At 32.9% G+C, this 22,737-nt stretch carries 25 protein-coding genes; 8 read left to right on the top strand and 17 right to left on the bottom strand.

Translation table 11 applies throughout. The features are described 5' to 3' along the window. Positions 1-94: 94 nt before the first annotated feature. The 3 genes from TL18_RS08315 to TL18_RS08325 all read left to right on the top strand — a co-directional run bounded on the left by TL18_RS08315 (position 95) and on the right by TL18_RS08325 (position 1,560). The gene (locus tag TL18_RS08315; RefSeq protein ID WP_231483604.1) at positions 95-655 is read left to right on the top strand and encodes a hypothetical protein; all 561 of its coding nucleotides are present in this window, start codon (positions 95-97) and stop codon (positions 653-655) included. A gap of 35 nt (positions 656-690) precedes the next feature. Then, positions 691-1,203: a DUF1802 family protein gene (locus TL18_RS08320; protein ID WP_067044141.1), complete on the top strand. Its 513-nt coding sequence runs from the start codon at positions 691-693 to the stop codon at positions 1,201-1,203. Positions 1,204-1,320: 117 nt separating this feature from the next. After that, positions 1,321-1,560 (top strand): hypothetical protein, encoded by a 240-nt coding sequence (locus tag TL18_RS08325; protein WP_067044144.1) that lies wholly within the window; start codon positions 1,321-1,323, stop codon positions 1,558-1,560. 6 nt (positions 1,561-1,566) lie between these two features. On the opposite strand, the gene TL18_RS08330 is transcribed toward TL18_RS08325, so the two are convergent. The 13 genes from TL18_RS08330 to TL18_RS11040 all read right to left on the bottom strand — a co-directional run bounded on the left by TL18_RS08330 (position 1,567) and on the right by TL18_RS11040 (position 10,130). Then, a complete protein-coding gene (locus TL18_RS08330; RefSeq protein ID WP_067044147.1) occupies positions 1,567-1,833 on the bottom strand; it encodes a transcriptional regulator in 267 nt (88 codons plus the stop codon). An 8-nt stretch (positions 1,834-1,841) separates the two neighbouring features. Next, a complete protein-coding gene (locus TL18_RS11135) occupies positions 1,842-2,801 on the bottom strand; it encodes a collagen-like protein (protein WP_197031822.1) in 960 nt (319 codons plus the stop codon). Between the two features lie 4 nt (positions 2,802-2,805). Next, a complete protein-coding gene (locus TL18_RS11140) occupies positions 2,806-3,852 on the bottom strand; it encodes an Ig-like domain-containing protein (protein WP_197031823.1) in 1,047 nt (348 codons plus the stop codon). Further along, entirely contained in the window at positions 3,852-4,988 is a 1,137-nt protein-coding gene (locus tag TL18_RS08345; protein WP_067044150.1) for a hypothetical protein, read from the bottom strand. Before TL18_RS08345 ends, TL18_RS11140 begins: the two co-directional genes overlap by 1 nt. A 5-nt stretch (positions 4,989-4,993) precedes the next feature. Next, positions 4,994-5,974: a collagen-like protein gene (locus TL18_RS08350; RefSeq protein ID WP_067044153.1), complete on the bottom strand. Its 981-nt coding sequence runs from the start codon at positions 5,972-5,974 to the stop codon at positions 4,994-4,996. 3 nt (positions 5,975-5,977) lie between these two features. Then, a complete protein-coding gene (locus TL18_RS08355; RefSeq protein WP_067044157.1) occupies positions 5,978-6,622 on the bottom strand; it encodes a hypothetical protein in 645 nt (214 codons plus the stop codon). Beyond that, positions 6,622-7,218: a hypothetical protein gene (locus TL18_RS08360; protein WP_067044160.1), complete on the bottom strand. Its 597-nt coding sequence runs from the start codon at positions 7,216-7,218 to the stop codon at positions 6,622-6,624. The genes TL18_RS08355 and TL18_RS08360 overlap by 1 nt, the downstream gene beginning before the upstream one ends. Next, positions 7,208-7,471, bottom strand: a complete 264-nt coding sequence (locus tag TL18_RS08365) for a hypothetical protein (RefSeq protein ID WP_067044162.1) — start codon at positions 7,469-7,471, stop codon at positions 7,208-7,210. Before TL18_RS08365 ends, TL18_RS08360 begins: the two co-directional genes overlap by 11 nt. A 24-nt stretch (positions 7,472-7,495) precedes the next feature. Then, positions 7,496-7,747: a hypothetical protein gene (locus TL18_RS08370; protein WP_067044167.1), complete on the bottom strand. Its 252-nt coding sequence runs from the start codon at positions 7,745-7,747 to the stop codon at positions 7,496-7,498. Beyond that, positions 7,737-7,907 carry a hypothetical protein gene (locus TL18_RS11035; RefSeq protein WP_156064653.1) on the bottom strand — a complete coding sequence of 57 codons (171 nt, stop codon included), beginning with the start codon at positions 7,905-7,907 and terminating at the stop codon, positions 7,737-7,739. Before TL18_RS11035 ends, TL18_RS08370 begins: the two co-directional genes overlap by 11 nt. Continuing rightward, positions 7,904-8,095, bottom strand: a complete 192-nt coding sequence (locus TL18_RS08375; protein ID WP_067044172.1) for a hypothetical protein — start codon at positions 8,093-8,095, stop codon at positions 7,904-7,906. Before TL18_RS08375 ends, TL18_RS11035 begins: the two co-directional genes overlap by 4 nt. 66 nt (positions 8,096-8,161) lie before the next feature. Beyond that, positions 8,162-8,938, bottom strand: a complete 777-nt coding sequence (locus TL18_RS08380; protein ID WP_067044175.1) for a hypothetical protein — start codon at positions 8,936-8,938, stop codon at positions 8,162-8,164. A 1-nt stretch (position 8,939) separates the two neighbouring features. Continuing rightward, positions 8,940-10,130, bottom strand: coding sequence for a hypothetical protein (locus tag TL18_RS11040; RefSeq protein ID WP_156064656.1), 1,191 nt, complete (start codon positions 10,128-10,130; stop codon positions 8,940-8,942). 179 nt (positions 10,131-10,309) lie between these two features. Between TL18_RS11040 and TL18_RS08395 the strand changes: the two genes are divergently transcribed. The 4 genes from TL18_RS08395 to TL18_RS08410 are packed head-to-tail and all read left to right on the top strand — an operon-like array spanning position 10,310 to position 16,538. Further along, on the top strand, positions 10,310-11,506 hold the full coding sequence (locus TL18_RS08395) for a tetratricopeptide repeat protein (RefSeq protein WP_067044181.1): 1,197 nt from the start codon (positions 10,310-10,312) through the stop codon (positions 11,504-11,506). Positions 11,507-11,562: 56 nt separating this feature from the next. After that, positions 11,563-11,832 (top strand): zinc ribbon domain-containing protein, encoded by a 270-nt coding sequence (locus tag TL18_RS08400; protein WP_067044184.1) that lies wholly within the window; start codon positions 11,563-11,565, stop codon positions 11,830-11,832. Positions 11,833-11,841: 9 nt separating this feature from the next. Then, positions 11,842-15,192, top strand: coding sequence for a UvrD-helicase domain-containing protein (locus TL18_RS08405; RefSeq protein ID WP_067044187.1), 3,351 nt, complete (start codon positions 11,842-11,844; stop codon positions 15,190-15,192). Then, positions 15,189-16,538, top strand: a complete 1,350-nt coding sequence (locus TL18_RS08410) for a tetratricopeptide repeat protein (RefSeq protein ID WP_067044190.1) — start codon at positions 15,189-15,191, stop codon at positions 16,536-16,538. Before TL18_RS08405 ends, TL18_RS08410 begins: the two co-directional genes overlap by 4 nt. Before the next feature lie 69 nt (positions 16,539-16,607). On the opposite strand, the gene TL18_RS08415 is transcribed toward TL18_RS08410, so the two are convergent. The 3 genes from TL18_RS08415 to TL18_RS08425 all read right to left on the bottom strand — a co-directional run bounded on the left by TL18_RS08415 (position 16,608) and on the right by TL18_RS08425 (position 20,722). Beyond that, positions 16,608-17,582, bottom strand: a complete 975-nt coding sequence (locus TL18_RS08415; RefSeq protein ID WP_067044193.1) for a hypothetical protein — start codon at positions 17,580-17,582, stop codon at positions 16,608-16,610. A 796-nt stretch (positions 17,583-18,378) separates the two neighbouring features. After that, positions 18,379-19,347, bottom strand: coding sequence for a hypothetical protein (locus TL18_RS08420; protein ID WP_067044196.1), 969 nt, complete (start codon positions 19,345-19,347; stop codon positions 18,379-18,381). A gap of 64 nt (positions 19,348-19,411) precedes the next feature. Further along, on the bottom strand, positions 19,412-20,722 hold the full coding sequence (locus tag TL18_RS08425; RefSeq protein WP_156064659.1) for a hypothetical protein: 1,311 nt from the start codon (positions 20,720-20,722) through the stop codon (positions 19,412-19,414). Between the two features lie 278 nt (positions 20,723-21,000). Between TL18_RS08425 and TL18_RS08430 the strand changes: the two genes are divergently transcribed. Beyond that, a complete protein-coding gene (locus tag TL18_RS08430; protein ID WP_067044202.1) occupies positions 21,001-21,603 on the top strand; it encodes an Hsp20/alpha crystallin family protein in 603 nt (200 codons plus the stop codon). Between the two features lie 34 nt (positions 21,604-21,637). Here the strand turns inward: TL18_RS08430 and TL18_RS08435 are convergent, their stop codons facing one another. Continuing rightward, positions 21,638-22,648 carry an SIS domain-containing protein gene (locus tag TL18_RS08435; RefSeq protein WP_067044205.1) on the bottom strand — a complete coding sequence of 337 codons (1,011 nt, stop codon included), beginning with the start codon at positions 22,646-22,648 and terminating at the stop codon, positions 21,638-21,640. Positions 22,649-22,737 lie beyond the last annotated feature (89 nt).

A 22,737-nucleotide genomic window follows, 5' to 3' on the forward strand; every position in this document is an offset into this window, starting at 1 on the left:
AATGATAAGACAATAATAATAAGCGATTAGTATGTTTTTAATATGCAATTAATAAGATTTAATAAATAAAACAGTAAAAATATATGATTATAAGGTGATTAAAATAATTTTAAAAGACAAATATGAAATTCCTAAAGACTTATTTGATGAAGCATATGATTATGCAAATAAATCAAAAAGATATACATCTAATAGACATGATTTTCATAAAGGTGGTTTGAGTAATAAACGTCAAAAAATGTTTGAAGGCAAATTAGGTGAAAAAGCCGTTAAAATGTTTTTTAATGACAATAACATTAACTATAAAGAAGATTCAACCAATTTTGATGAACGTGACGACTATGATTTTCTTTTAGAAAACAATACAATTTCTTTAAAGATAGATGTTAAAACAAGAACTGAGGATTTCCATATTAGAACCTTAGAAATGGTTGAACAAGCAAAATCTCATCCTAAAGACATATTTATTTCTGTTAGATTATATCGTGAAACTAACACAGTTGAATTATTGGGCTGGTTCACTTTTAAAGACATGATTGAAAAGAATCAAATTGAAAATCTTGGTTATTTAGATAATTATGTAATGTATGATTCTGATTTGAGACCTATGGAAGATTTTGAAAAAATACTCACTAAATTTAAATCCACATCCTAAAATTAATTATACTTAGAAAATAATAAGTATAAAATATGACAACTACAAAAAAATGTTTAAATGAATGGAACGCAACAGTCGAAGCATTAGGATCTGGAAAACAATCTATATTAATTAGATCATATAATACATATGAAGATTCAGAATTCTTGTTATATCCTACCCATAGCTATGCTAACAAGAAAATAGTGCCTGATTGTTTTAGAGATGAATGTAAAGAATTCGTAGATGAAAATTTATTACCTGAACGTGACGGTGAAAAAACTCTTGTTAAGTATTATGCTAAAGTAGTAAAAACTTCTGAGAAATCTAAATCAAGAATTGGTGCCTTAAATAAATTCCATATTTGGACTAGAGAACATGTCGTATCTCATATGGACAACAAAAAACCATATGTTTGGTTATTACGTGTATATAAATTAGATACTCCAATCATGTTAAAAAGAAGCAGAGGCATGGTATGGGCAACTGTTAATGAAGATGTTGAATTAAAAGGAACACCAGTTATTTCAGATAAAGAATTTAAAGCTATTGAAGATTCAATTTAAATATATTATTTGAACCATCACCCATACTTTATTTTAACATATACTCCCTTAATTAGATTATTTAAAAAGTATTTATTAACTTAAAATTCAATATGTATATAATAGGAGTGAAATATTATGGAAAATTTAGAAAATATCTATGATACAATAAACACAATTGCAGAAGACCCACGAATTGATATTTCTAAAATAGACGATTACACTTTTGATGTGGTTATTAATGGTGAGTTAATGGATTCATTTGAAAAACTTGGAGAAATCCAAAAGAAGATTGAAGAAAGTTGTTCTGATGAATACCAACTTAAAACTGTTTATGGTGATGGGCAAGATGCAAGATTAATTCTAAAAAAGAATTAAATATTTTTATTCTAAATTTTTAACTACTTGCTCACCTTTATCTGTATGCCTATACAATCTTCCTTTTCTAACTTCTGGATTAATGCATTCAACCAATTCATGTGCTTTTAGTTCAGATAATACTTTTGAAATATGATTTGTCATAATCCCTGAATCTTTAGCAATGGCCGTTGGTATTTTAACATCACCATCTAAAGATTTCATTACTTTTGTTCTATAAGTAGAAATTTTTACATAACTAATTTCTTTTAACATTTCATCTGATAATTCCATACTATCACTTATGAACTTCTTACAAAATAAATTGTATCGTTATCATAGCTACTTAATGCATCATATGCTGCCTGTGTCATGAATCTGAATTTACCGAAGACTCCATATTCAACACCCATATATACTGGCCCTGTTGATTTGGCCAAATACATTTGTATACTTCCTGAATGTTTTAATGGTATCACTGAATATGAATCAAGAGATTCAGTATCCCAGGAACTTCCGTTATATTCTTTTATGGTCATGACAGAGCTTGTGACAATAGCTACACGATAACCTGCACTAACGCCTGTTGGTAATGTGGTTGTTGTTAATATCTGATCGACTGGCAGTTTCCATCCAGCTTCCTCATCACTACCCTCACCTGTATCACCTTTAGGGCCTTGAGGTCCGGTATCTCCTTTATCACCTTTGGCTCCAGAATTTCCTGTGTCGCCTTTAGCTCCGCTATTTCCGGTATCACCTTTAGGGCCGGTAGCTCCTGTATCTCCTTTTATGTTTCCTACGTTTTCCCAAGCATTGTTAAACCATACATAAAGAGAGCCGTCTACTATATAGCTATCGCCATCATTACCGGTTGGATGTGCATTGATTAATTCCTGGTAAGTATTATACGAGCCTTTAATAGTAGTAGCAGCACCAGTAGCTCCAGTGTCCCCAGTCGCCCCGGCCGGTCCAGTATCTCCAGCAGGTCCTGTGTCTCCAGTATCTCCCTTAAGTCCTTGTTCTCCTTTTTGTCCACTTGCTCCAGTCTCACCAGTGTCGCCTTTATCACCTTTCGCACCAGTATCTCCCTTATCACCTGTATCACCTTTTGGCCCTGCCGGTCCAGCATCTCCAGTTTCACCTTTCAAACTAGCTAATTGTTCTGGTGTGAAGTCTTCATATGTGAATGCATCACCAGTGTCGCCTTTTTCTCCTGTATCTCCTACAACTCTTCCAAGTGCAATCCATTCTGTATCTGGCATTTTTTTATTCCTCCTCATGTGTCCATGGTTCAATATATGTGCTTTCCCATTGGACGTGTCCTCCAGCTTCATAAATCATTATGGCCGGATAAAAAGTATCGAATGTTATTTTATCGCTAATGTCTGCTTCATATGAATAGGTCGTATTAACTCCTCTTCTTATTGTAGCTTTGAAATATCCGTTATCATAGTACAAGTCGAAATAGTACTGTACGGAATCTAATGTTAGTTGAGATGATTTAACATCCAAATCACGCACTACATGATCAGAGTTGGAATATTTTGACCCATGCTTTCCAGCATAAGCTCCCAGTTCTAAGATCTTTGTATCCCTATAATGGCTTAATGACTTTGAATTAACTAAGGCTATTACATCTCCCCATCCTTGATTGCTGTCCTTTTTCTGAATAAGGCCTACTTCGATATGTATTCCATTGGTTGCATCAATACCGTTAGAGTATACTTTAGGTATTGCCATTACCACACTAGCTGCCACTGTCTGCTTTGCTAAGTTATAATATTCACTGTAATCCACTTCCACGACTTCGAAGGTATGGGAAATGTCTGAAGGATATTTGACTATATCATAAGCGCCAGTGTTACCATCCCAGGAATAATCTGAAAATGATGGGAAGGGCGGAACTTCAAAGCTCCAGCTGTCGCTGCCTCTACCAGCATATACTGTTCCGGAAAATGTTGAACCCACTTCCCCAACCGTTAATGTTACTGCAGCTACGCCGTCATTACCGCTTACGACATTATATGTTTGTCCTCCGGAAACTATTGTTACAGGCATTCCGGAAATAGGATTATCATTTGACGGATCTGTTATTGTTGCCCCAACACTGACTTGCGCCCCCTGATAAATATCGCCGGATGAAGGCGTATTGAAACTGACATCAGCATATATCAGATTCCATCTTCTCACCAATTGTATTACACTGTCTGAATTGCTGTAGTAAATTCTATTGGCAGCTAATTTCTCTCTCATCAATGTTCTTGCTGTTCCAAGTCTGTTATTTTCCTCAATGACATTACTAGCTATGCTCACTATATCACTCCCGCACCGTAGAATCTAAAGTTTCTGTATGAATATTGGTCTGGCATGTTGAATACTATTGAAGGATAGCAGGTTCCTGAAGGAAAGCCATCCCTTGAACAGTTCCAGTCCCCATGCCTTACAAATTGTGTAGGATACTCCACCGTTGGATCATCCGTGTATTCATCAATAACACATGGATGGAATGCCCAAGAACAATCTACAATATATAATTTTTTATTTGGAGACTCAGGATTTCCATTGGTTTGTGTTGACATGTATGAAGTATTTTCAAAACACTGGACATAGCCTGCACTTCCACTTCCGTCTCCATACCAATACTTACCTGCACCACCCAATCCAAAATTAGCCCATGAATCAATATTGAAGGCCATTCCAAGAGCGATGAATCTGGTTTTAGTATCATTACCTAAGTCAGACGCTATCATAAAAAACTTATGGCCGTCTAATGAGGATTTAGTATAGCTTCCAAGCCCGGGCAATGTAATTCCAAAATAGTTTCCTGAATATCCGCTGTGAGCTTCCAGTATTATATCAACTTGTCCTGGCTCATCATCATCAAATTCCATTATGTCAAAACCAGAACTGGCCCCTACTCCATTAGCACTAAATAAGTTACTTCGTAGAGATGACGAGCTTAAATCAGAACTGTTAATTGCCGTTGTACAGTATACTCCATAGTCGCCTCCAGAAATGTTTCCGTTTCTGGCCTGAACATAGAAATATCCTTTATCATTAGGCATTGGCACATTGACATTAACACTACCATTACTGCCTGTTGTTACTGTTCCTAAAGAAACGGGATTTGGATAAGTAAACTCATCTGGATCAAGTCTATATACAGTAATAACTGCATTTGGCATAGGGTCTCCATGATTGTCTGTAGCTGAAACAGTAGCTGTTAAGCTATTGCCTGTTGAGAATTTATCCACAAGGTTTACTTTAATGCTTGCCAATTGTGGAACCGGCAATTTCCTAATCAATGGAATTACACCGTCGCCTTCTGTATATCCAATTTCTTCTTTTGTTAGAATAGCTCTTAAATCGTTTCTGCATATTGTTAATCTTGAATTCATTGTCTGTTCATTAGTCATGACCTCAGAAAGGTCGGGAGGGGTGAAAGTCATGTTAATCAGCTCCCGAGTAAATTCAAGTTTGAAGTTTGGGTGGATGTTATTGTTCCAATAGCAGTTTGGATATTTTCAATAGCTATGGCTACCGGTGCGTTTTTAATGGCATTGGTAGTGTCTGTTGTATCTAGTGAGCTTGCAAGATTAACAGGGCCAGTGTCCCCCGTGTCTCCTTTTTGACCACTAGCTCCAGTATCACCTTTAGCACCAGAGTCTCCGGTATCTCCTTTAACTCCTTGTGGTCCTGTATCACCAGTATCACCTTTCAATCCCGCAAGTTGCTGCGGTGTGAAATCTTGATATGTGAATGCATCACCAGTATCACCTTTTGGCCCTGCAGGTCCAGTATCTCCGGTGTCTCCTTTTTGACCACTAGCTCCAGTATCACCTTTAGCACCGGATGCGCCTGTATCGCCAGTAGCTCCCTTAGGTCCTTTCAAATCAAAGTATTGGTCAACTAATGCTTTACCGTCACTTATACATGCAATGTGACATATATTATATTCACTCCTTGTTATAACCCAATCTCCAAGGTTTACTTCTGTTGCCCAAGGATTATCTGCCAATAAATCAGATACATAAAACCCACCATACAATGTTGGTTGAGCTGGACACTCTGCTGAAGATAAGCTGCTATTTCTACCACTATGATACATGAATATTTGAGCGCCTGCTTTACCTGCTGGACCAGTTTCTCCAGTATCTCCGTGAATACCTGTAGCTCCGGACATGTCTGTTATGAATGTGAATTCAGAATTTCCTCTGAGATATAATTTAGCGTTATCGGGGTCTTCAACGTTAGATTGGATTGCAACAAAGCTTCCGTCTGGAACGTTAGCAAAGTCAGCTTCCATTAATGCTATTGTTGCGTATGTTTTAAAAATTGTGAATGGTGCTCCAGCAGGGCCAGTATCACCAGTAGCTCCTTGAGGCCCTGTTGCTCCCATTTCACCTCTTAAGTTTCCAACATCTCTCCAAGTCATTTCTTATTCCTCCCATACATAAAGTTCACCATCAATTAAGTAAGCATCACCTACTTGAGGATTTGGAACATGCTCTTCCAATTCTTCAAGACTACTGTATGAGCCTTTGATTATTGTTGATATTCCTGCAGGACCAGTGACTCCCGTATCGCCAGTGTCTCCTTTTTCTCCTTTAGCACCACTAGCTAATTTAAAACAATTAACATACTTGTATTCATCAGAATCGTCCACCGGATGTAATGCTAAATATTCACCGGAAGAATCTTTAACTGCTCCGTTTTCACCTAGTTTGATTTTATCTGCTGGTGAAATATCTGTAACACCACTGGCTAGTTTGAGTCTGTATAGTTGGCCTAACACTAACACACTAGCTTTTCTTTGGCCATTATCCATTACTGTCGGATCATTAACGATAATGCCTATCGGTATTTCATCATTATCGCCAGTGAATTTCTTGACCATTTCTTTTCCGATTTCTGATTTGTCTGAGATTGTAACAGTGTCTTCAGGATATAATTTGTTTGTATAGTCATAGCCTATGCTTTGGCCTGTTTCTGTAACGACATCTTTTGATGTTACATCTCCATCATCGAGTAAAAATGTTGTGACTTCTTTTCTTTGTTCCAATAAAACTATTTGGTCTTGCATTAAACACTCACCTCATATATGTGATTGCCTTTAACGTGCGGATTGCATTTGATATTCATTCCGTATTTTCTAGCTTCTGTGCAGAAATACAAGTCCTCTGACAGTACTGTGTCATTGCCGTAGATTACATATTTGAAATATGGATATGGCATTTTCTTGAAGACATTAACATTAACGAGAGCGATTCCAAGGCCACCACCTTTAACGTCGAATGGATCGTTAGCTTTCCATAATGTTTCGCCATAGATCATGTTTTTGTCAGTGTAGTCCTTGCCAAAATCAAAGATGACAGTTTGATCTGTTGTTGTTCTTTTCTTGTAGTACCAGCCTAAAGCAATGTCAGTTTCACATTCCAATAGCTTAACTACTGTATCTTTAGGTACACTGACATCTGAATCTATCATTAACACATAGTCAAAGTCATATTTAATTGCCAGCTTTGCTATTTCGTTTCTTGCACGTGCGCAGTCATAACCGTTCATATAATCAAAGAAGAGATTATACTTTTCCGGATTTCTCAATCCATAAATACTTTTAAAGCATTCTGGTTTGATATTCTCGAATGTTGGAACGGCAATCAGAATTTTACCTTTCATCATTGCCCTCCAATTTCTTGATTCTATCTTCAAGTTCGTTCAAATTTATCTGGTCTTCACGCTCACATCTATATTCATAAATGTCAATTAATGCAACAATGACAATGGCTAATGCAAATGGCAATAGTCCTTCGATTAAACTATACTTTGTGGCGTTGGTCATTATGATGTTGATAGCTATCGCTGTTAAAACGGCACTTGAAATTGTTTTGGTAAAGTTGCAAATAAATATCTTCTTTTTTATTTTGTTCATGATAACAATATCCTCCAGAGAAGCCTATTGTTTTTCAGGATAACCCAAAACTCTTTTAGCTTTCTGTTTTGCGTCTTCAACATCTCCTTCGCCTCTTATCCTGCTTGCATAATGGCTAGCTACACCCAATATTATCATAAGGATACAGTAAGGAATGGTATTCTCGTTAATACCTAATGCTTCTGAATATAACATGACGATTGGAATTATTGTGACCAGAAATGATGTCAATATGTCAATGTCCTTTCTATTCTTTTCTAAGAATTCATAAATCATTCTCATTTACCTCCTCTTCATAATCTTTGTATGTATGGCTTAGAATAACGCCATCAACGCAAATCTTTTCTTCAGTTCTGTAAACTTCTTCAGCGTTTTCTTCTATGTTTATCCAGGATTCGTATTCTTCCAACGTTTCAAAGTATTTGATGTATTTCATTGTGCCTCCCAAGTTATTGAGTAGTATAAGATCCCATCTTCGATTTTAAATGATATTATGGGTTTAACAGCATAAGGATAACCACTATCGACGTATCTAGTTCCATTCCAGTAAAACCAATGGCCTGTTGAAGCGTCAATGTATGGTCCTTTATTTTCCAAAGTTCCTACGAGTTTCCTTATAGTCATGTTATTCCCCCACCAATAATATTATATTTTTTATTATATATTTTATTATATAAATTATTATTTATTTTATATAAAATATACATTTTGGCCATCATCACAACCTTCCCATTCCATGTATAACTTGTTGTCTTCCCAAACGAACCTTACATTATTAACAATAGCTACATCCGGAAGCTCACAATAAGTAACCCCATCTGCATCTTTAACATAATTGGCCTGCGCCATAATGTTGGATTCTGATGGTACAATCATATTAACAACATGAGTTATCTCATCCTGTTCGAAACTGCAATCTCCAAGATCAATACAGTTCTGAGATTCAGGATACATTTCAACCTCAGACATTTGTCTATAGACCCTAATATAATCCGTATGTTCATTTTCCGTTAGATTAACGATTGACAATAGCCTTAAGTCATGGCCTTCAATAGGATTACATTCACCGTCACTGTCAATGTAAATTCTTGTATTAGGCAATATATCTTCAGCCACTGGCCTTTTGAGTTTCAATCTGAAAACATCACCTAACACGGCCACAGCAACCAATGTTAATCCTGAAGTCTTAACCTGGACTTTACCTAAAAGATAACCGAAAGCCAATTCACCTGCCTGAGCTTTCCTAACTATTGTATGCTCCATAGTCGAAGACATATCTAAAGTTACCATATCTCCGACTGCACATTGATTTGAACAAATCCAAGCAGTATGTTCATCATTAACATATGTTCTTTCGCCCTCATCAAGAAGGCAAGCTATTATATCCATTTTCTCTGTATGTTCTAGGCCTGTTGGATATCCACGACCATGTCCAATTGTTGAATTTACATCATAATCAATAATCATTTTAAAACACCCAATCCCAATTATGGTTAATTATTTTATCTGGAATATGAAGTCCAGTATCGTCCATGTCATTATCATTAGCGTTCCACATTAACATTGAGCCTTTGTAGGCCTTAGTGTATTCATGACTTCCTTTATATAGGCGAATGCCAGTTTTATCTCTTTTTGTTACTGTTACTGTTGGAATGCAATTGGCTGCAAACAATGGAGATGGAAATACTAACAACCATTTTAGATCAACATAATTGAAATCTTCGAAATCAGTTGTAGCATAAAACGTTGGTGAGATCTGAATTTCAGCATAATCAGTTTCATAAATCTTACCAGTATTGTTTCTGCTGAATCCTTCCAGATAATCTGAGCTGTTTGAGGTTCCAGTACCTACACGGCCGTGACGATGATATTGTTTATAATTTCCTTCCTCATCACTTCCTGAAGCATAAGCATCAAATGAACTGGCCATTACTAAAGTCTTAGCACCATTAAACATACAATAGTCCTTTTCCTCATCGGCCCAGTAGCATATTGTGCCTTTCGTATCTACTCCATAAGTTGTGAGACTGCCATCAACTTGCATCATGACATTTCCAAAAGTTGAACCATGATATGTTGCATTATCATTAACATCAACATTACCACCAATGCGTTTAAATCTAGCAACAGTAACCCTATTGTTGCTTAAAGATTGACCTGAAGCAAATGTTGTGATTAAATCAGTTGGAGAGGTTCCGTCAAGGTTAGGGACGAATCTAGCTCTTAAAAAATGACCTCCATCTGTTGAGTCATTGTTGATACTTAAACCTGAGTAGTTCATGAAAAATTGTGAGTATGTATCAGAGTTTGCATCAAACATTAACACTTCATTACCAGTTGATAATGTGCTACTGAAGGTTGTTGATGTGTCATAAACATCCAGCAATAGCTTTGTGGTTTGTGAGATTTGGCCAACAGGAACTCTTGCAAGTATCGCTGCGCCTTGTGATTCATAAGCAGAAATATATAATACCTGACATTCAGTACCATTAGTGGTTTTGATTTTCAGATTTTTCAAATCACTTCTGAAATAATTGGAGTATGCACTGCTGGCTAAATTATCCAAAAAGATATAATCATAACTGGATGAATAGCTACCGCTCCGTTGGTTGTAATTGCTCATGATAATATTGATTTGTAATTTTTTCTGTAATGTCATGATTAATATTTTATTATCCTTTTTATATAAATTATATAATAAAAAAAGTAATATTGACATTAATGATAGTTATTTGAGATTTGAAAATTATTTTGGGAAATGTTATATACATATGATTTATACAAATTATATTATAATCACATTTATCTTAGCAGTAATTTTTAAAAAAGGTGAGAAAGATGGTTGATTACTTTTGTCCACGTTGTGAAAACACAGATGTAAAAGTTATTGGGCCTCAATTAATATTTTGTCCAGATTGTGATTTAGAATTATTTGTATTTAATTTTAATACCATTGTAGAAGATGTAAATAGATTAAATGAAATTAATAGAAATTTAGCAATTGGTTCTGGTTTAGATTTGGATTTAATTAATGAAAAGATTGGCATTTTAGTTAATTTATATAGATATAAAGAAGCAACAGAGATGTGTGAAAATTTATTTGTTTTAGAAGCTCCTTCTATTATTCCAAACCACATTGATAATATTCTCATAAATGAAGATGTTCCTGACGATATTGTATGTAGATTAGAAATTTTAAAAGCTAAAACTTTATTGTTTTTAAACACCGGCATTCATAAGCGCAATTTAGACAATGAAGATGAATTATTTGAAGCTGCACAATTATATATACAATCCCCCAACTTTGAAGAAGATGCCCTTAGATGTTGTGATTTGCTGTTAAAAAGGGATGGAAATAAAACAGACTATTTAAATGTGATGGCGGAATTATACTTTAGAACATATGATTATGAACTTGCATTAAACTATTATAATCAATCAGGCATAATGAAATATGATGATTTTTGGTTATGGTTTAACAAAACTAGAGTCTATTTAATTCTTAAAAATTATGATAAAGCATTAGAATGTGGCGCCATAGCAATTAATACACAAAATGTTGATCATAAATATCTTCCAGAATTGTTTAACATGTTAGGATTGGAATTTGATCTTGACAACATTTCTTATTTAAACGAGCATTATAAAAAATATTCAATTTCTATTTCTGAAATGGACTCTCTATGTGATGATGCTGAAACTCTATTAGCTAATAATAACTTGCAAGGAGCACTAGCTAAATATGATAAATGTATATTGCTTTTTGACTGCTTTTCTGATGTTTGGTTTAATAAAGGATTGATCCATTATCATCTGCAACAATATGAACAAGCAATATCCTGTATGGAAAAAACAATTGGAATAAATGAACGTGCTTCTAAAGCTTGGGCATTAAAAGCCGCATCACTACTTGCAATTGAGAAATATCGTGATTCTAAATATTGTGCTAAAAAAGCATTAAACTATGATAAAAATGATTTAACTGCTAAAGGAGTATTAGAATTTTTTAAATCTAATCCATTAGCTGCATTATAATTAAAAAAGTATAAATACGGAATGATAAATTTTTATATTTAATAAACGTGATAAATATGGAAATTGAAAAGATATTATGGATTCCTGATGAATGTCCTGCATGCGGGGTTAAACTTCAAAAAGGTTCAACTAAATGTCCAAATTGCAATTATGATTTATTCAATGAATTAAATAAAAGATGTCCAAAATGTGGAAAAAGAATTCCTTTGGGATCTAAATTTTGTATAAGATGTGGAAATGATTTAAAAAAAAGTAAATGCAATAAATGCGGTTATGAAAATGAAAAAACTTCAAAATTCTGTATTAAATGCGGTAATGTATTATAGGGTGATTCAATGGTGAAATTAAGTCCAAAACAAGAAAAAATTGTATACTATGATGGTCCTAATCCATTAAGTGTTGAAGCAGGACCCGGTGCTGGAAAAACTAGAGTAATTATTGAAAGAGTAAAATATCTTTTAAATGAGAAAAAAGTTGCTCCTGAAAGTATGCTAGTAATCACTTTTACAAGAAAAGCAGCTGATGAACTTAAAGATAGGCTGTCAAAAGATGATATTGCAAAAAGTGACATTGATTTAATGCAAATTTCAACCATCCACGGATTCTGTTCAAGAATCCTACAAGAAAGTGGAGCTATTGGTTTTGATGTTATTGATGATGATTTAAATGAGAAAAATAACATGTTTATTTCAAAGCACCTGAAAGATTTAGGTTTTGTTGATGAATTTACTGTTAAACCACGTGATGTTAGAGATATTGTTAGAAAATATAATGAATACACAACTTTTAAAGTTGATACAAGATGTTTAACTGAATACATTAAAGAAACTAGGCCAATGAGTGTTGAGTATCTTACTTTTGTAAAAAATTATATGGAAGAGAACGATGGAAAATTTCCATTTAATGAAATACATGATGATAAGGAGCTTAAAAAATCATATTATAATGCAAAATATTTAAAAATAGCTGAATCTTATCCTAAATATCTACAACTTCTTGAAGAAGAGAATTTGACTGATTTTTCTTTAATGCAAGTAAATACATTGAAACATTTAGAGTTAAATCCAAAAACTCAATTTACAAATGTTTTAATTGACGAGTTCCAGGATACTGACCCTGTACAGATGAAAATATTTGCCACATTAATGGAGAATGCAGATTCATTTATGGTAGTGGGAGATGTTGAACAAAGTATTTATGGATTTAGAGGTTCAATTGAAAACTACTTTAAGAAATTATATGACGATCACGGAGATAATGTTGAGAAAATGGATTTATCAACCAATTATCGTTCAACTAATGAGATTATTGATTTTTCAGAAAAATATATTTACGACCAAAAGATTAAGCATTCCAGTAAAAGTGATGCTGATGGTGCGAGAAATGTTTCAAGAGATATTTACTATATGATAAGTGATGATAACAACTCAGAAGCAGAACAACTTGTTAGCTTAATTTTAAATTTAAAAAACACTAATAAAATTGATGATTATTCTGAAATTGGAATTTTAGCCAGATCAGTTACAAGTGAAAATAACTGTATTAATCCATTAATTGAAAAACTTAAGGAAAATAATATCCCATATCAAGTTAAAGGTAGAAGTGATTTACTTGAAAGAGATGAGATTAAATCAATATTAACTTTATTATATTACATTATCCAAGATGATGATGAACATAGTCCTATTTTTAATGGTTGGGAACTTGATTGGTTAAATCTAAAAGCATTTACTGGTGAAAACTTCAATCAAACATTAGTTAACCTTTCCGATGAAACAAAAGACATTTTAAACTCTGTCCATGATAATTTTGAAGCAGAAGTTATTGCTACAGAAAAAGAAGTTTATTTAGAAATGACTGGTAAAAAAAGCAGAGTTTCTAAGTTTACAGGAGTACTAAATAGAGATGATGATATTAAAGCGGAAATATTTAGACGTGTTTCAAGACCTATGATAAATCATCAAAATCTCTTAAAATGGGGAGTTACAAATACTGATGATTTAACATTCTTTTATCTTTTGGAAAATATTAAAAATGACTACCTGAATGAAGATATTCCATGGGAAGAGAAACCAAGTATTTTAAATTTATATCTGCAACTTCTAACAATTACTGATTATTTGGATGAAGAATTTATTAATGCTGATGAAAATAAACATCAAGTTGAAAATATTGCTCTTTTAAGCAATACATTATTTAATTATGAACAAGTTAGAAATCCTAAAGATTTAGCAGGTGCATTCTGGTTCTTATATCATAATATTGATGAATATGGTGCATATGCTGAAGGTGAAGGGGTTCAAATAATGACAGTTCATAAATCTAAAGGTTTAGAATTCCCAGTCGTCATTGTCGCATCTTTAAGTGAGGGCAAGTTTCCAATGAAGTTTAAAGATCCTAATCCTCCAAGTGGTTATGCATTTATTGGTGGTAAAATAAGACCGGTTTATTATTCCCCGAATCCTTGTCTTGAATATAAACCATTTGGGAAAACATTAGATGAGAATGGTGTTTTAATTGATGAAAAGACACATGAACAAATGGCTCATGATGAAGAAGAAGAACGTATTGTTTATGTTGCAATAACAAGAGCAAAAGACACTTTAATCTTATCAAACATTTCTCCTGAGGGATCTGAGGATTTATTCGATAAAGCATTTAAATATCTTGATTCTAATTTAGATATTAAAACTAAAAAACAATACTTTGACTTAGTTCCAAAGGGTAATGAAAAAATACAACATTTCATTGACTCCAATGATTATTGTAAACCGTTAAGAAATAATTTTGAAATCATTGAACCTACCGTGTGTGAAAAAGATGAAGTTGAAGAAGAACCCGTGCAATTAAGTTTCACATCTTTAATGAATTATCAAACATGTCCTTTAAAATATAGGCTTGCAAATGATTTTGGTCTTAAAACAACTGACACTCGCCGTATGAGTGATGGTATATTCATACATAAAGCATTTGAAGTAATTAACAAACTCATTAAAGAAAATGACAATGTTTATATTGGTGATGAAAAGGTAATATCAACTGTAACTAATTTATTTAACAAATCTAAATTAGAAGAAACTCCTAATGAAAATGATTCTCAGAAATTAGCTAGAATCACAGAAGATATTCTATATTACTACCACAACGAAGGAAAAGATTTAGAAATCATTGATTGTGAAGTTCCATTTTACATTAAAAAAGATAATTATAGTTTAAATGGAGTAATTGATTTAATATATAAAACCAAGGATGGAAAAATTGGAATTTTAGATTACAAAAACACTAAATCTGCTAACAAGTATCTTGAAAAGTATACCAAACAATTATATACCTATATTTTAGGGTTAAGTGATGAAAATCATAGATATGCTGGTTTAGATATTGGGGAATTAAAAATTTATGCAATTAAATCCAAAGAAGCGAAACCTATTCCAATCAATCAAATTGAAATAGACGAACTTGCACAAGACATTAAAACCACCGCTCAAAATATTGGAGATTGTAATTTTTCATCAGCAAAAGATAAACATTGTGATCAATGTCAATATGCCATGATTTGTAAAGGGAAAAAACCAGATATAAAATTACCTCCTAAACAAGAAAGTGGAGCCAAGTTTTGTTTTAATTGTGGAAATAAATTAGAGGCAGGTATGAAATTCTGTCCAGAGTGTGGTCAAAAATTATGAAATTCTGTTGGAGTTGCGGAGCAGAATTAAGGGGAACAAATCCCCAATTCTGCAGCGAATGTGGAATAAAATTAGATGATGGAAAACAAACACCAACACCAACACGGACTGTTGGAGGAACAGGCAATGTTAATGTAACTATTACTAATAGTTTCCGAGAAGCTCAGAGATTATACCAAATTAATGAATATGAACTTGCATTAACATACATTGATGATGCAATTGAAGAAGATCCGGAAAACTACAATTATTATAATTTAAAGGCATTAATCTTAAAACAGTTGCATCGCTTTGATGAACATGCAAAAATGGTTGATAAATCATTAAAAATAAAAGAAAATCTTGAAGCAAGATACATGATTGCATTTGGATTGGCTATGGGTGAAGATAAACTTGCTATTGAATTATATAGGGATGCTGAAAGCAATTATAATGGTAATGCCGAATATTATGCTAAATTGGCAAGCTTATATTACATAACCTCTGATTATAATCAGGCGATTAAAGCAGCTGATAAATCATTGAGTATTGATTCTAATAATGGACTCGGACATTTTTATAAAGGTTGTGCAAATGCTGCTAAAGAAAATTTTAAAATATCAAATGAATCATTTGAACAAGCATTAAAATACTTAGACATATCAAGTGAAGAATATCCAGCAATTTACTTTTTTAGAACATATAACTTCATCGGAATGATGAATGAATTTTTGGAAAGAAATAATCAAAATATACTACCAATGCTTTCGCAAGCAGTAAAAGACTCACAAGAAGGATATAAAATATTTTCAGCACATTATAACAAGAATAAAGAATTCGTTTTCCTTAATTTTAGCCTTGATTTGATTCCATTAGTGTTAAATTACTTAGTTCAAAACAATTACTTCTTTGTAGATTTCCATACTGGATTTGGAATAAAAGTAGCACATAGTTTACAAGACATAACAGATGAATATGTAAAACTTAGAAGTCAAAACACAATTGTTTTAAAAATGAAAGGTGACATTTACGGAAGATTAGGTTTTCATGATAAAGCAGTTGAATGCTTTGATGCAGTCCTAAAAACAAAAGATCCAGATTTCAGAGTATTAGGTTACAAAGGTCGTTCATTACTTGAACTAGGACGCATACAAGAAGCTGAAAATTGTTTAAAACAAATGTATATATTTTTAGAAGATGAAATTTCACGTGACCCTAGAAATATCTATTTAATTCGTGAAAAGGCAGTAACATTGGCTCAATTGGGTAGAAAAAGAGACGCCTTAAAATGTTATGACGAAATCTTAAGAATTGATCCAACAGCCCCATTTGTGGAACAGGATAAAATAAATATTATGCGCCTTTAATTATTTAATAGTAAATAATAATAGTTTAAATTGTCTGAATGTATTGTATCATCCAGAACTTAATCATTCCTAATAGCAATCACTCGCATAATAACTATCAACTGCACGTTCTACTAATTCCATTAAATAATATTTCACAGTTTCATACTCGTTTTGACCAATATAGTAAAAATTACCTGCTTCAAAAAAACCATCATCAATTATTCCTCGTCTTTTTAATTTGTCAGCAATATCAGATAATTCAAAATTACCTAAATCAATGAAATAACTATTGCCAATTTTAATTTGATTATATCTACTTTCATCACCCATCATATCAATTTCAATTATTAATTTTTCTTGTGGATTATCCCTTCCAAATAAATCAAATGCATTATAATCATAATGCATAACTACACCAAAAGCATAAGCCTTACCCTCTTTTAATACATATATTTGAGTATCAGGATCCAAATTATTAATTATTGTTTTAAATTCACCCACAGTAAAATCATATTTTCTTGACAAAGGCCTTGGAATTGATATTTCATTTGGAGTATTTGATTCATTCCTAAAAGTGAGAGGTATTGAGCTACTTCTAAAGTTAGATCTTGAATTTCCTCTATTAAAATTATTTTCTTGATTAATTGATAAAAATATTTTTTTAGAATCATGAGACTTAAAAATATTTGTAACTTTATATTCCTTCCTATTTTGCTGAATATAAATTACAGAATTTGGATTAAAATTAAATTTAGTTAAATCTAAATGATTATACCCTTGGAAACTATCTATTATTGCAGGAGTGTTAGTATCATATTGTAAAATTTCAAAACCAAACTTTTTTTCAATAGCATTAACTTTATTATAAAAATATTCATAATCTTCATTTGAAGATTGTTGACCTAATTCATACATTTCTTCAATATCATTAATTTCAAATCCTAATTGTAAACAAGTAATAAAAAGACTGCCCTTTTTTTCTAAAGTACTTAAAATAATATTCATAGGATTAATATAAACTTCACCTTCATTTATCACTCTTTCTTTGTCATTTAAAAACATTGAAATCCCTTCTCACCTATGTTTATTGATTTGTAATTAAAACCAACATATTTATTAACAATATATTTACATTTTATTATTCTCAGATAATAAAAATTTCTATGAAAATTGGCAAAATAATTAATTATTTGGATTAATTCAAACAGACATGCCCACGTTTTAAGCGAGCCAATTCGCCCAGGCCGACCCCACGCCGACCGAAGGGAGGCGTGTGTGGGAGGCCTGGGTGAATAGGATTGGCGAGCATATACTGTATGGAGGAACCGACCCTCGCCGGTCGGTTCCGTAAGGCAAACAATGTAAAAACCATTTTTAAAATAATCAAGATTTTCATTATGTTCCGTCCGACCGAAGGTCGGACTGGACGCCTTGAGCGAAGCGAAAGGCCAATACTATAGACCTAACAATAATAGCCATGTCAGGTTCCGAGGAACAGGGGCTTGTCCCCTGTTCCGAGTTTATGGATTTGAAAATATTAGTTTGTCGACTCCGAGGAATGGGGGCTTGTCCCCCATTCCGAGTTCATGGATTTGGCATAGATGAATTTATCAAATTTAAGAACCGACCCTTTAGCGGTCGGTTCGTGGGTTAAGTTTTGTTAACATCATTCGTCCTTGCATTGGCATTCGTGGGTAATTAAAGGGGGGCTTGTCCCCCCTTAATTAGGCATTAAGGGTTTCAATGCAAGATTTTTAAGGGAGAGTGAAAACACACAAAACACTTCCCCCTTAATTATATAACGAGCGATTCAATGAAAGTATAGCTCCGGTGAAAAAGTAAGAAAACACCATCATAGCTATATTCTAGTTCGGTTGAATCCCATATCCTTTAGAATTTTATTATATTCCTCACGTGTCGTGAAGGAAGGCGCATCCTCATCTCCAGTGCTGCCCGTAAATCCAGTTTCTTCTACATCACCAGAGTTTTCAGGATTTCTTCCTCCAGGAGTTGAACCATCATTACTAGCTTCAATTTTAATTCTTCTTTCAGCCAGTTTTTCCATTAATTCCATATCAACATCACCAGATAATAGCTTATCAATTATCTCTTTATCCTGAGCGTTTTCATTATAATTAAAGTTATATTTAGTTTCGTACTCTTTTATTTTCCTTTCATTTTCAGCTTTTCTTAATTCAGATAATTCTTTTAGAATATCATCTTTAGAATCTATAAATTCCTTATTTTCTTCAATAGCTTTTTTAATCTCATCATACTTCTTAGATTCTTCTTTCAAATTATTAATTTCATCCTGAAGCTTTCCAATCTCAGCATCCTTACCTTGCAGCTTTTCCAATAATAAAGTTGTAGCTACATTTGTATCTTTAGTAGGTGTTTGAGGTTGTGGCTGTGGAGCAGGCGGTTCAGGATTAGGATTTCCAGTTGCACTTCCATCACCAGCAATATCTGAATTTAACAAGGTAATTTTTCTTGGACTTTTAGTTACACCAACATCTATTAAGCTCATAGTATCAATTCCAAATGAATCTCCTTTATCTTTTAATAAGACATCAACTTTAGGAGATAGACCTTTTCCTTCCATATCCAATTCGTCCGGAACTTCAATGAATAGCTTACCTTCTTCATATTCAATATTATTTCCAATACCAACGTAGATATTGTCATGCTCTGAAGTTAGTGGAATTCCTCCACGGTAGTTTTCAGCTATTAGCTTAAGATCATCTTCAGTCCATTCAACAGGTTTGTCGAGTCTATCGTCCAGGTCGGAATAGTCATAGGATCCGACTTCAAAAAGTTCATGCCTCATTATTATCACATTTTTATTATATTATTTATTATATATTTTATTACTTATTTTATATAAATCTTTATTATACTTCAACACCACTTTCAGTTACAATCCTTTCACCAACAGGCTGTTCCTCTTCAAAGTTACTTAGATAGTTCTTATAAATCTCATCACCTTCAGAAGACAGTTCCATAATGTATCTTAAAACATCATCTCTTGAATAGCTGAAATAAATATCTAAAGTTTCACTAATACCCATTAACTCCAATTGCATATTCAATAGCTGATTGCAATACTTTAACACCCATTTCTGGTCGTTGGCCACATTAACAATAAACCCAGTGATAGCTGAATCGTTAATGTACTCGGCCACATTCTGATTAGACTTTTCATTACCTGCCTGAGACTGAGGAGTTACAAAAGTTCTTAAAATATTATTTCTAAAGATTTCAGTTTGCCTCGTATAGTCAGATTGGTAGTTGTTACCCCCTAAGATTTTAGATTCTATTCCAGGAGGCACAATAGCTACATTACTCCCAGCAGTAGTTCCATAATCAGCATAAAGATTTTCCTTAGCAGTGGATGAAAGTTCAGTAATATAAGGCTGGCCATTCGCATCCATTGCAGGCTTAACTTCAATAATATTATCCTTATTAATTCTCTCTACTTGGTTTCTCTCCAAATTACATTTGTGATATATATCATCAAGGCAATTTAGGATAATACTTTGAGCTTCACAATAAATCTCATTATACATGAAGTTAATAACCTCTTCAGGTTCGTACTTGACCGTTAATGTTCCTTCTTCAACACTAACATAATTAGCGAACTCTTCAGGAGATCCCGCAACAACATCTTCGGGCATCTTATGTAGATATAACTGTACTTCATTATCATCATTAAATTCTTTCTTTAATCCATAACCTTTAGCACCGATTTCCAAAAATATAGGTTTAATATATTTACCTATAGATTTATCCCAACGTTGCACAGGTTTAATTAGACCTTCCCCATCAACCATTCCACCTTGCAGAATATTTTTAGCAATTTGGCTGATGTCAATTTTTCTTGCCCATAAGATTAAAGTTAATTTCTGCTCTTGAGATAACTTATTTTCCTTATCCACAAGAACCATATTAACATTAGCTTTATCAATCCTATTTTTCAAAATTCCTGAAGTATAACCGTCAAGCTTTACAGCATAACGTGCATTAGCTATTGTCTTATTAATTACAGGTGGAAGTGCATCAGGCAAGTCAAGACCAGTATTTATCCCATCAGTTTTAGGCTGCCTTTCATCCTCCCCCCAATAGCTACGTTTTGTATTGTACTGCTCTACACGATTATTCAATAGTCTAGTTTTAATATAATCAGTAATTCCCATAATAATCATTCATATTTTTTATTATATTATTTATTATATTTTTTATATAAAATAAGTAATAAATTATTTGGTACATTATTTTAAAATAAATATTTTCGATTGGTAACTATACAAAACCAGTTCATTCGTTTTCATACGAACAATTGTAACATTTATTTGCCAAAAAGTTCAGATTATTAGTTGTAAAAATACAGCGAGAAAAGTAGTAACTATACAAAAATTTATATACTTACAAAAAGTAAATAAAACATACTTACTGATATTCATCAAGTAGGAGTGTGAAAAATATGGTAGACGAAGAAACTATTGATACCGAATTCACTGAAAAAGAAGAAGAAGAAGTTGAAGTTGACGAAAAAATCAACGAAGAAAAAACAAAATTTGATGAAAAGAAAGAAGAAACTAAAGAAAAGTTCGATGAAAGAAAAGAAAAAGGAAAAGCTTTTGCGGACAATGTTATTAATGAATTATACAAAAACATAGATGAATTCAAAGAAAACATCAAAAACATGCAAAAAACCGCAGATCAAAAATATAGTGATTACAAACAAGCAACAGTACAAACAATCGACATTGATTTAGTAGAAACCAAAGACTTCTACCACATCAAAGCTGCAGTACCTGGTGTAGAAAAAGAAGATGTTTTAATCGAAGCAGGTGACAACGACATCACTATCGAAACCACTTTCAAAGCATTCATTGATGAATTTGAAGAAGAAGACGAAGCTGAATCAATTGTATCTGCTATCAAATCCGGTAAATGCAGTAAAACTGTAAGATTTGAGAACAGTATTGACCTTGAAAACATTACTGCAAAATTCTCAAGTGGAATTGTTACCATAACCATTCCAAAATTAATTATACCAAAACATAAAGTAAATGTAGAATAAATTCTACATTTCATCTTTTTTTATTTTAAAAAAATTAATATCTAACTTTACCAATGTGCCTTGTTGCACCTGGATCTTCACCATTATAGTGTGCTAAATAATATACAAACCATTCTAGAGGAATTACAAAAATGAATGGGGATAATAATTTATCCACATCAGCAAAATCTTTTAATTCATAAATAATAGATTTTAGCTCTAGATTTGCTGAAAATTCGATGGCCTTATCAGTGATTTCATCTGATTCAAAACCGGACCTTAAAAATATTATTGGAACATCTTTTTCTGCTCTTTCGATTAAACCGTGCCTGAATTCCGCGGAATATTCAGGACAAGCATGCTTAATTGCACCTTCCATAAGCATGGTCATGGCCAATTTATACGCAAGACCGAAATTAGGTCCGCTGCCTAAACAATAAAAGATATCCTCATCTTTAAACTCATAAGCCAATTTTTTATTTTCATCTTCGGTTATGACAAGAAGTTTTTCCAACATCTTATACATTTCGGATAACTGGGATAACAGCTCTGTTTTATTTTCATAATCACTGGCTGAAAATAGAATCTGATAAAGGCAAGCCAATTGTGTTACATAAGTTTTTGTACCTAAAATTGCTGTTTCAGTTCCACCTCTTGTTATAATAGGAGTTTTTGCTTCTTTAATCATGGAACTATCCGGTTCATTTGAGATTGAAACTGTATGCAATCCATATTCATTTGCTTTTCTTAAAGATGCTAAAGTATCTGCAGTTTCACCGGATTGTGATGTGAAAATTGCTATGGAATTTTCATTTTCAACCAATTTTTTATTATAATAAAACTCATAACCTGCATAAACTTCAATATCAAGATTTGTACTTGACATTCTAATTGCATCCCTAACACTATAACAAGTTGAAATAGAACTGCCACAACCAATTAGATAAACTTTATCCGCACCGATAACCAACTTCGAAACATCATCCATTTTTGGAAGCTCACTTTCAAAAGTTCTCTTAAGTGATTCTGGTTGCTCCATCATTTCATCATACATTTTATAGTTCATGATTAAAACTCCTTAACATTTATAAACAATTATATTTATGTAATAAAATATATAAAAATGTTATTTAAACAAAAGGCTTAAAAATGATA

It is taken from the genome of Methanobrevibacter sp. YE315 (assembly GCF_001548675.1).
Classification (GTDB): domain Archaea; phylum Methanobacteriota; class Methanobacteria; order Methanobacteriales; family Methanobacteriaceae; genus Methanocatella.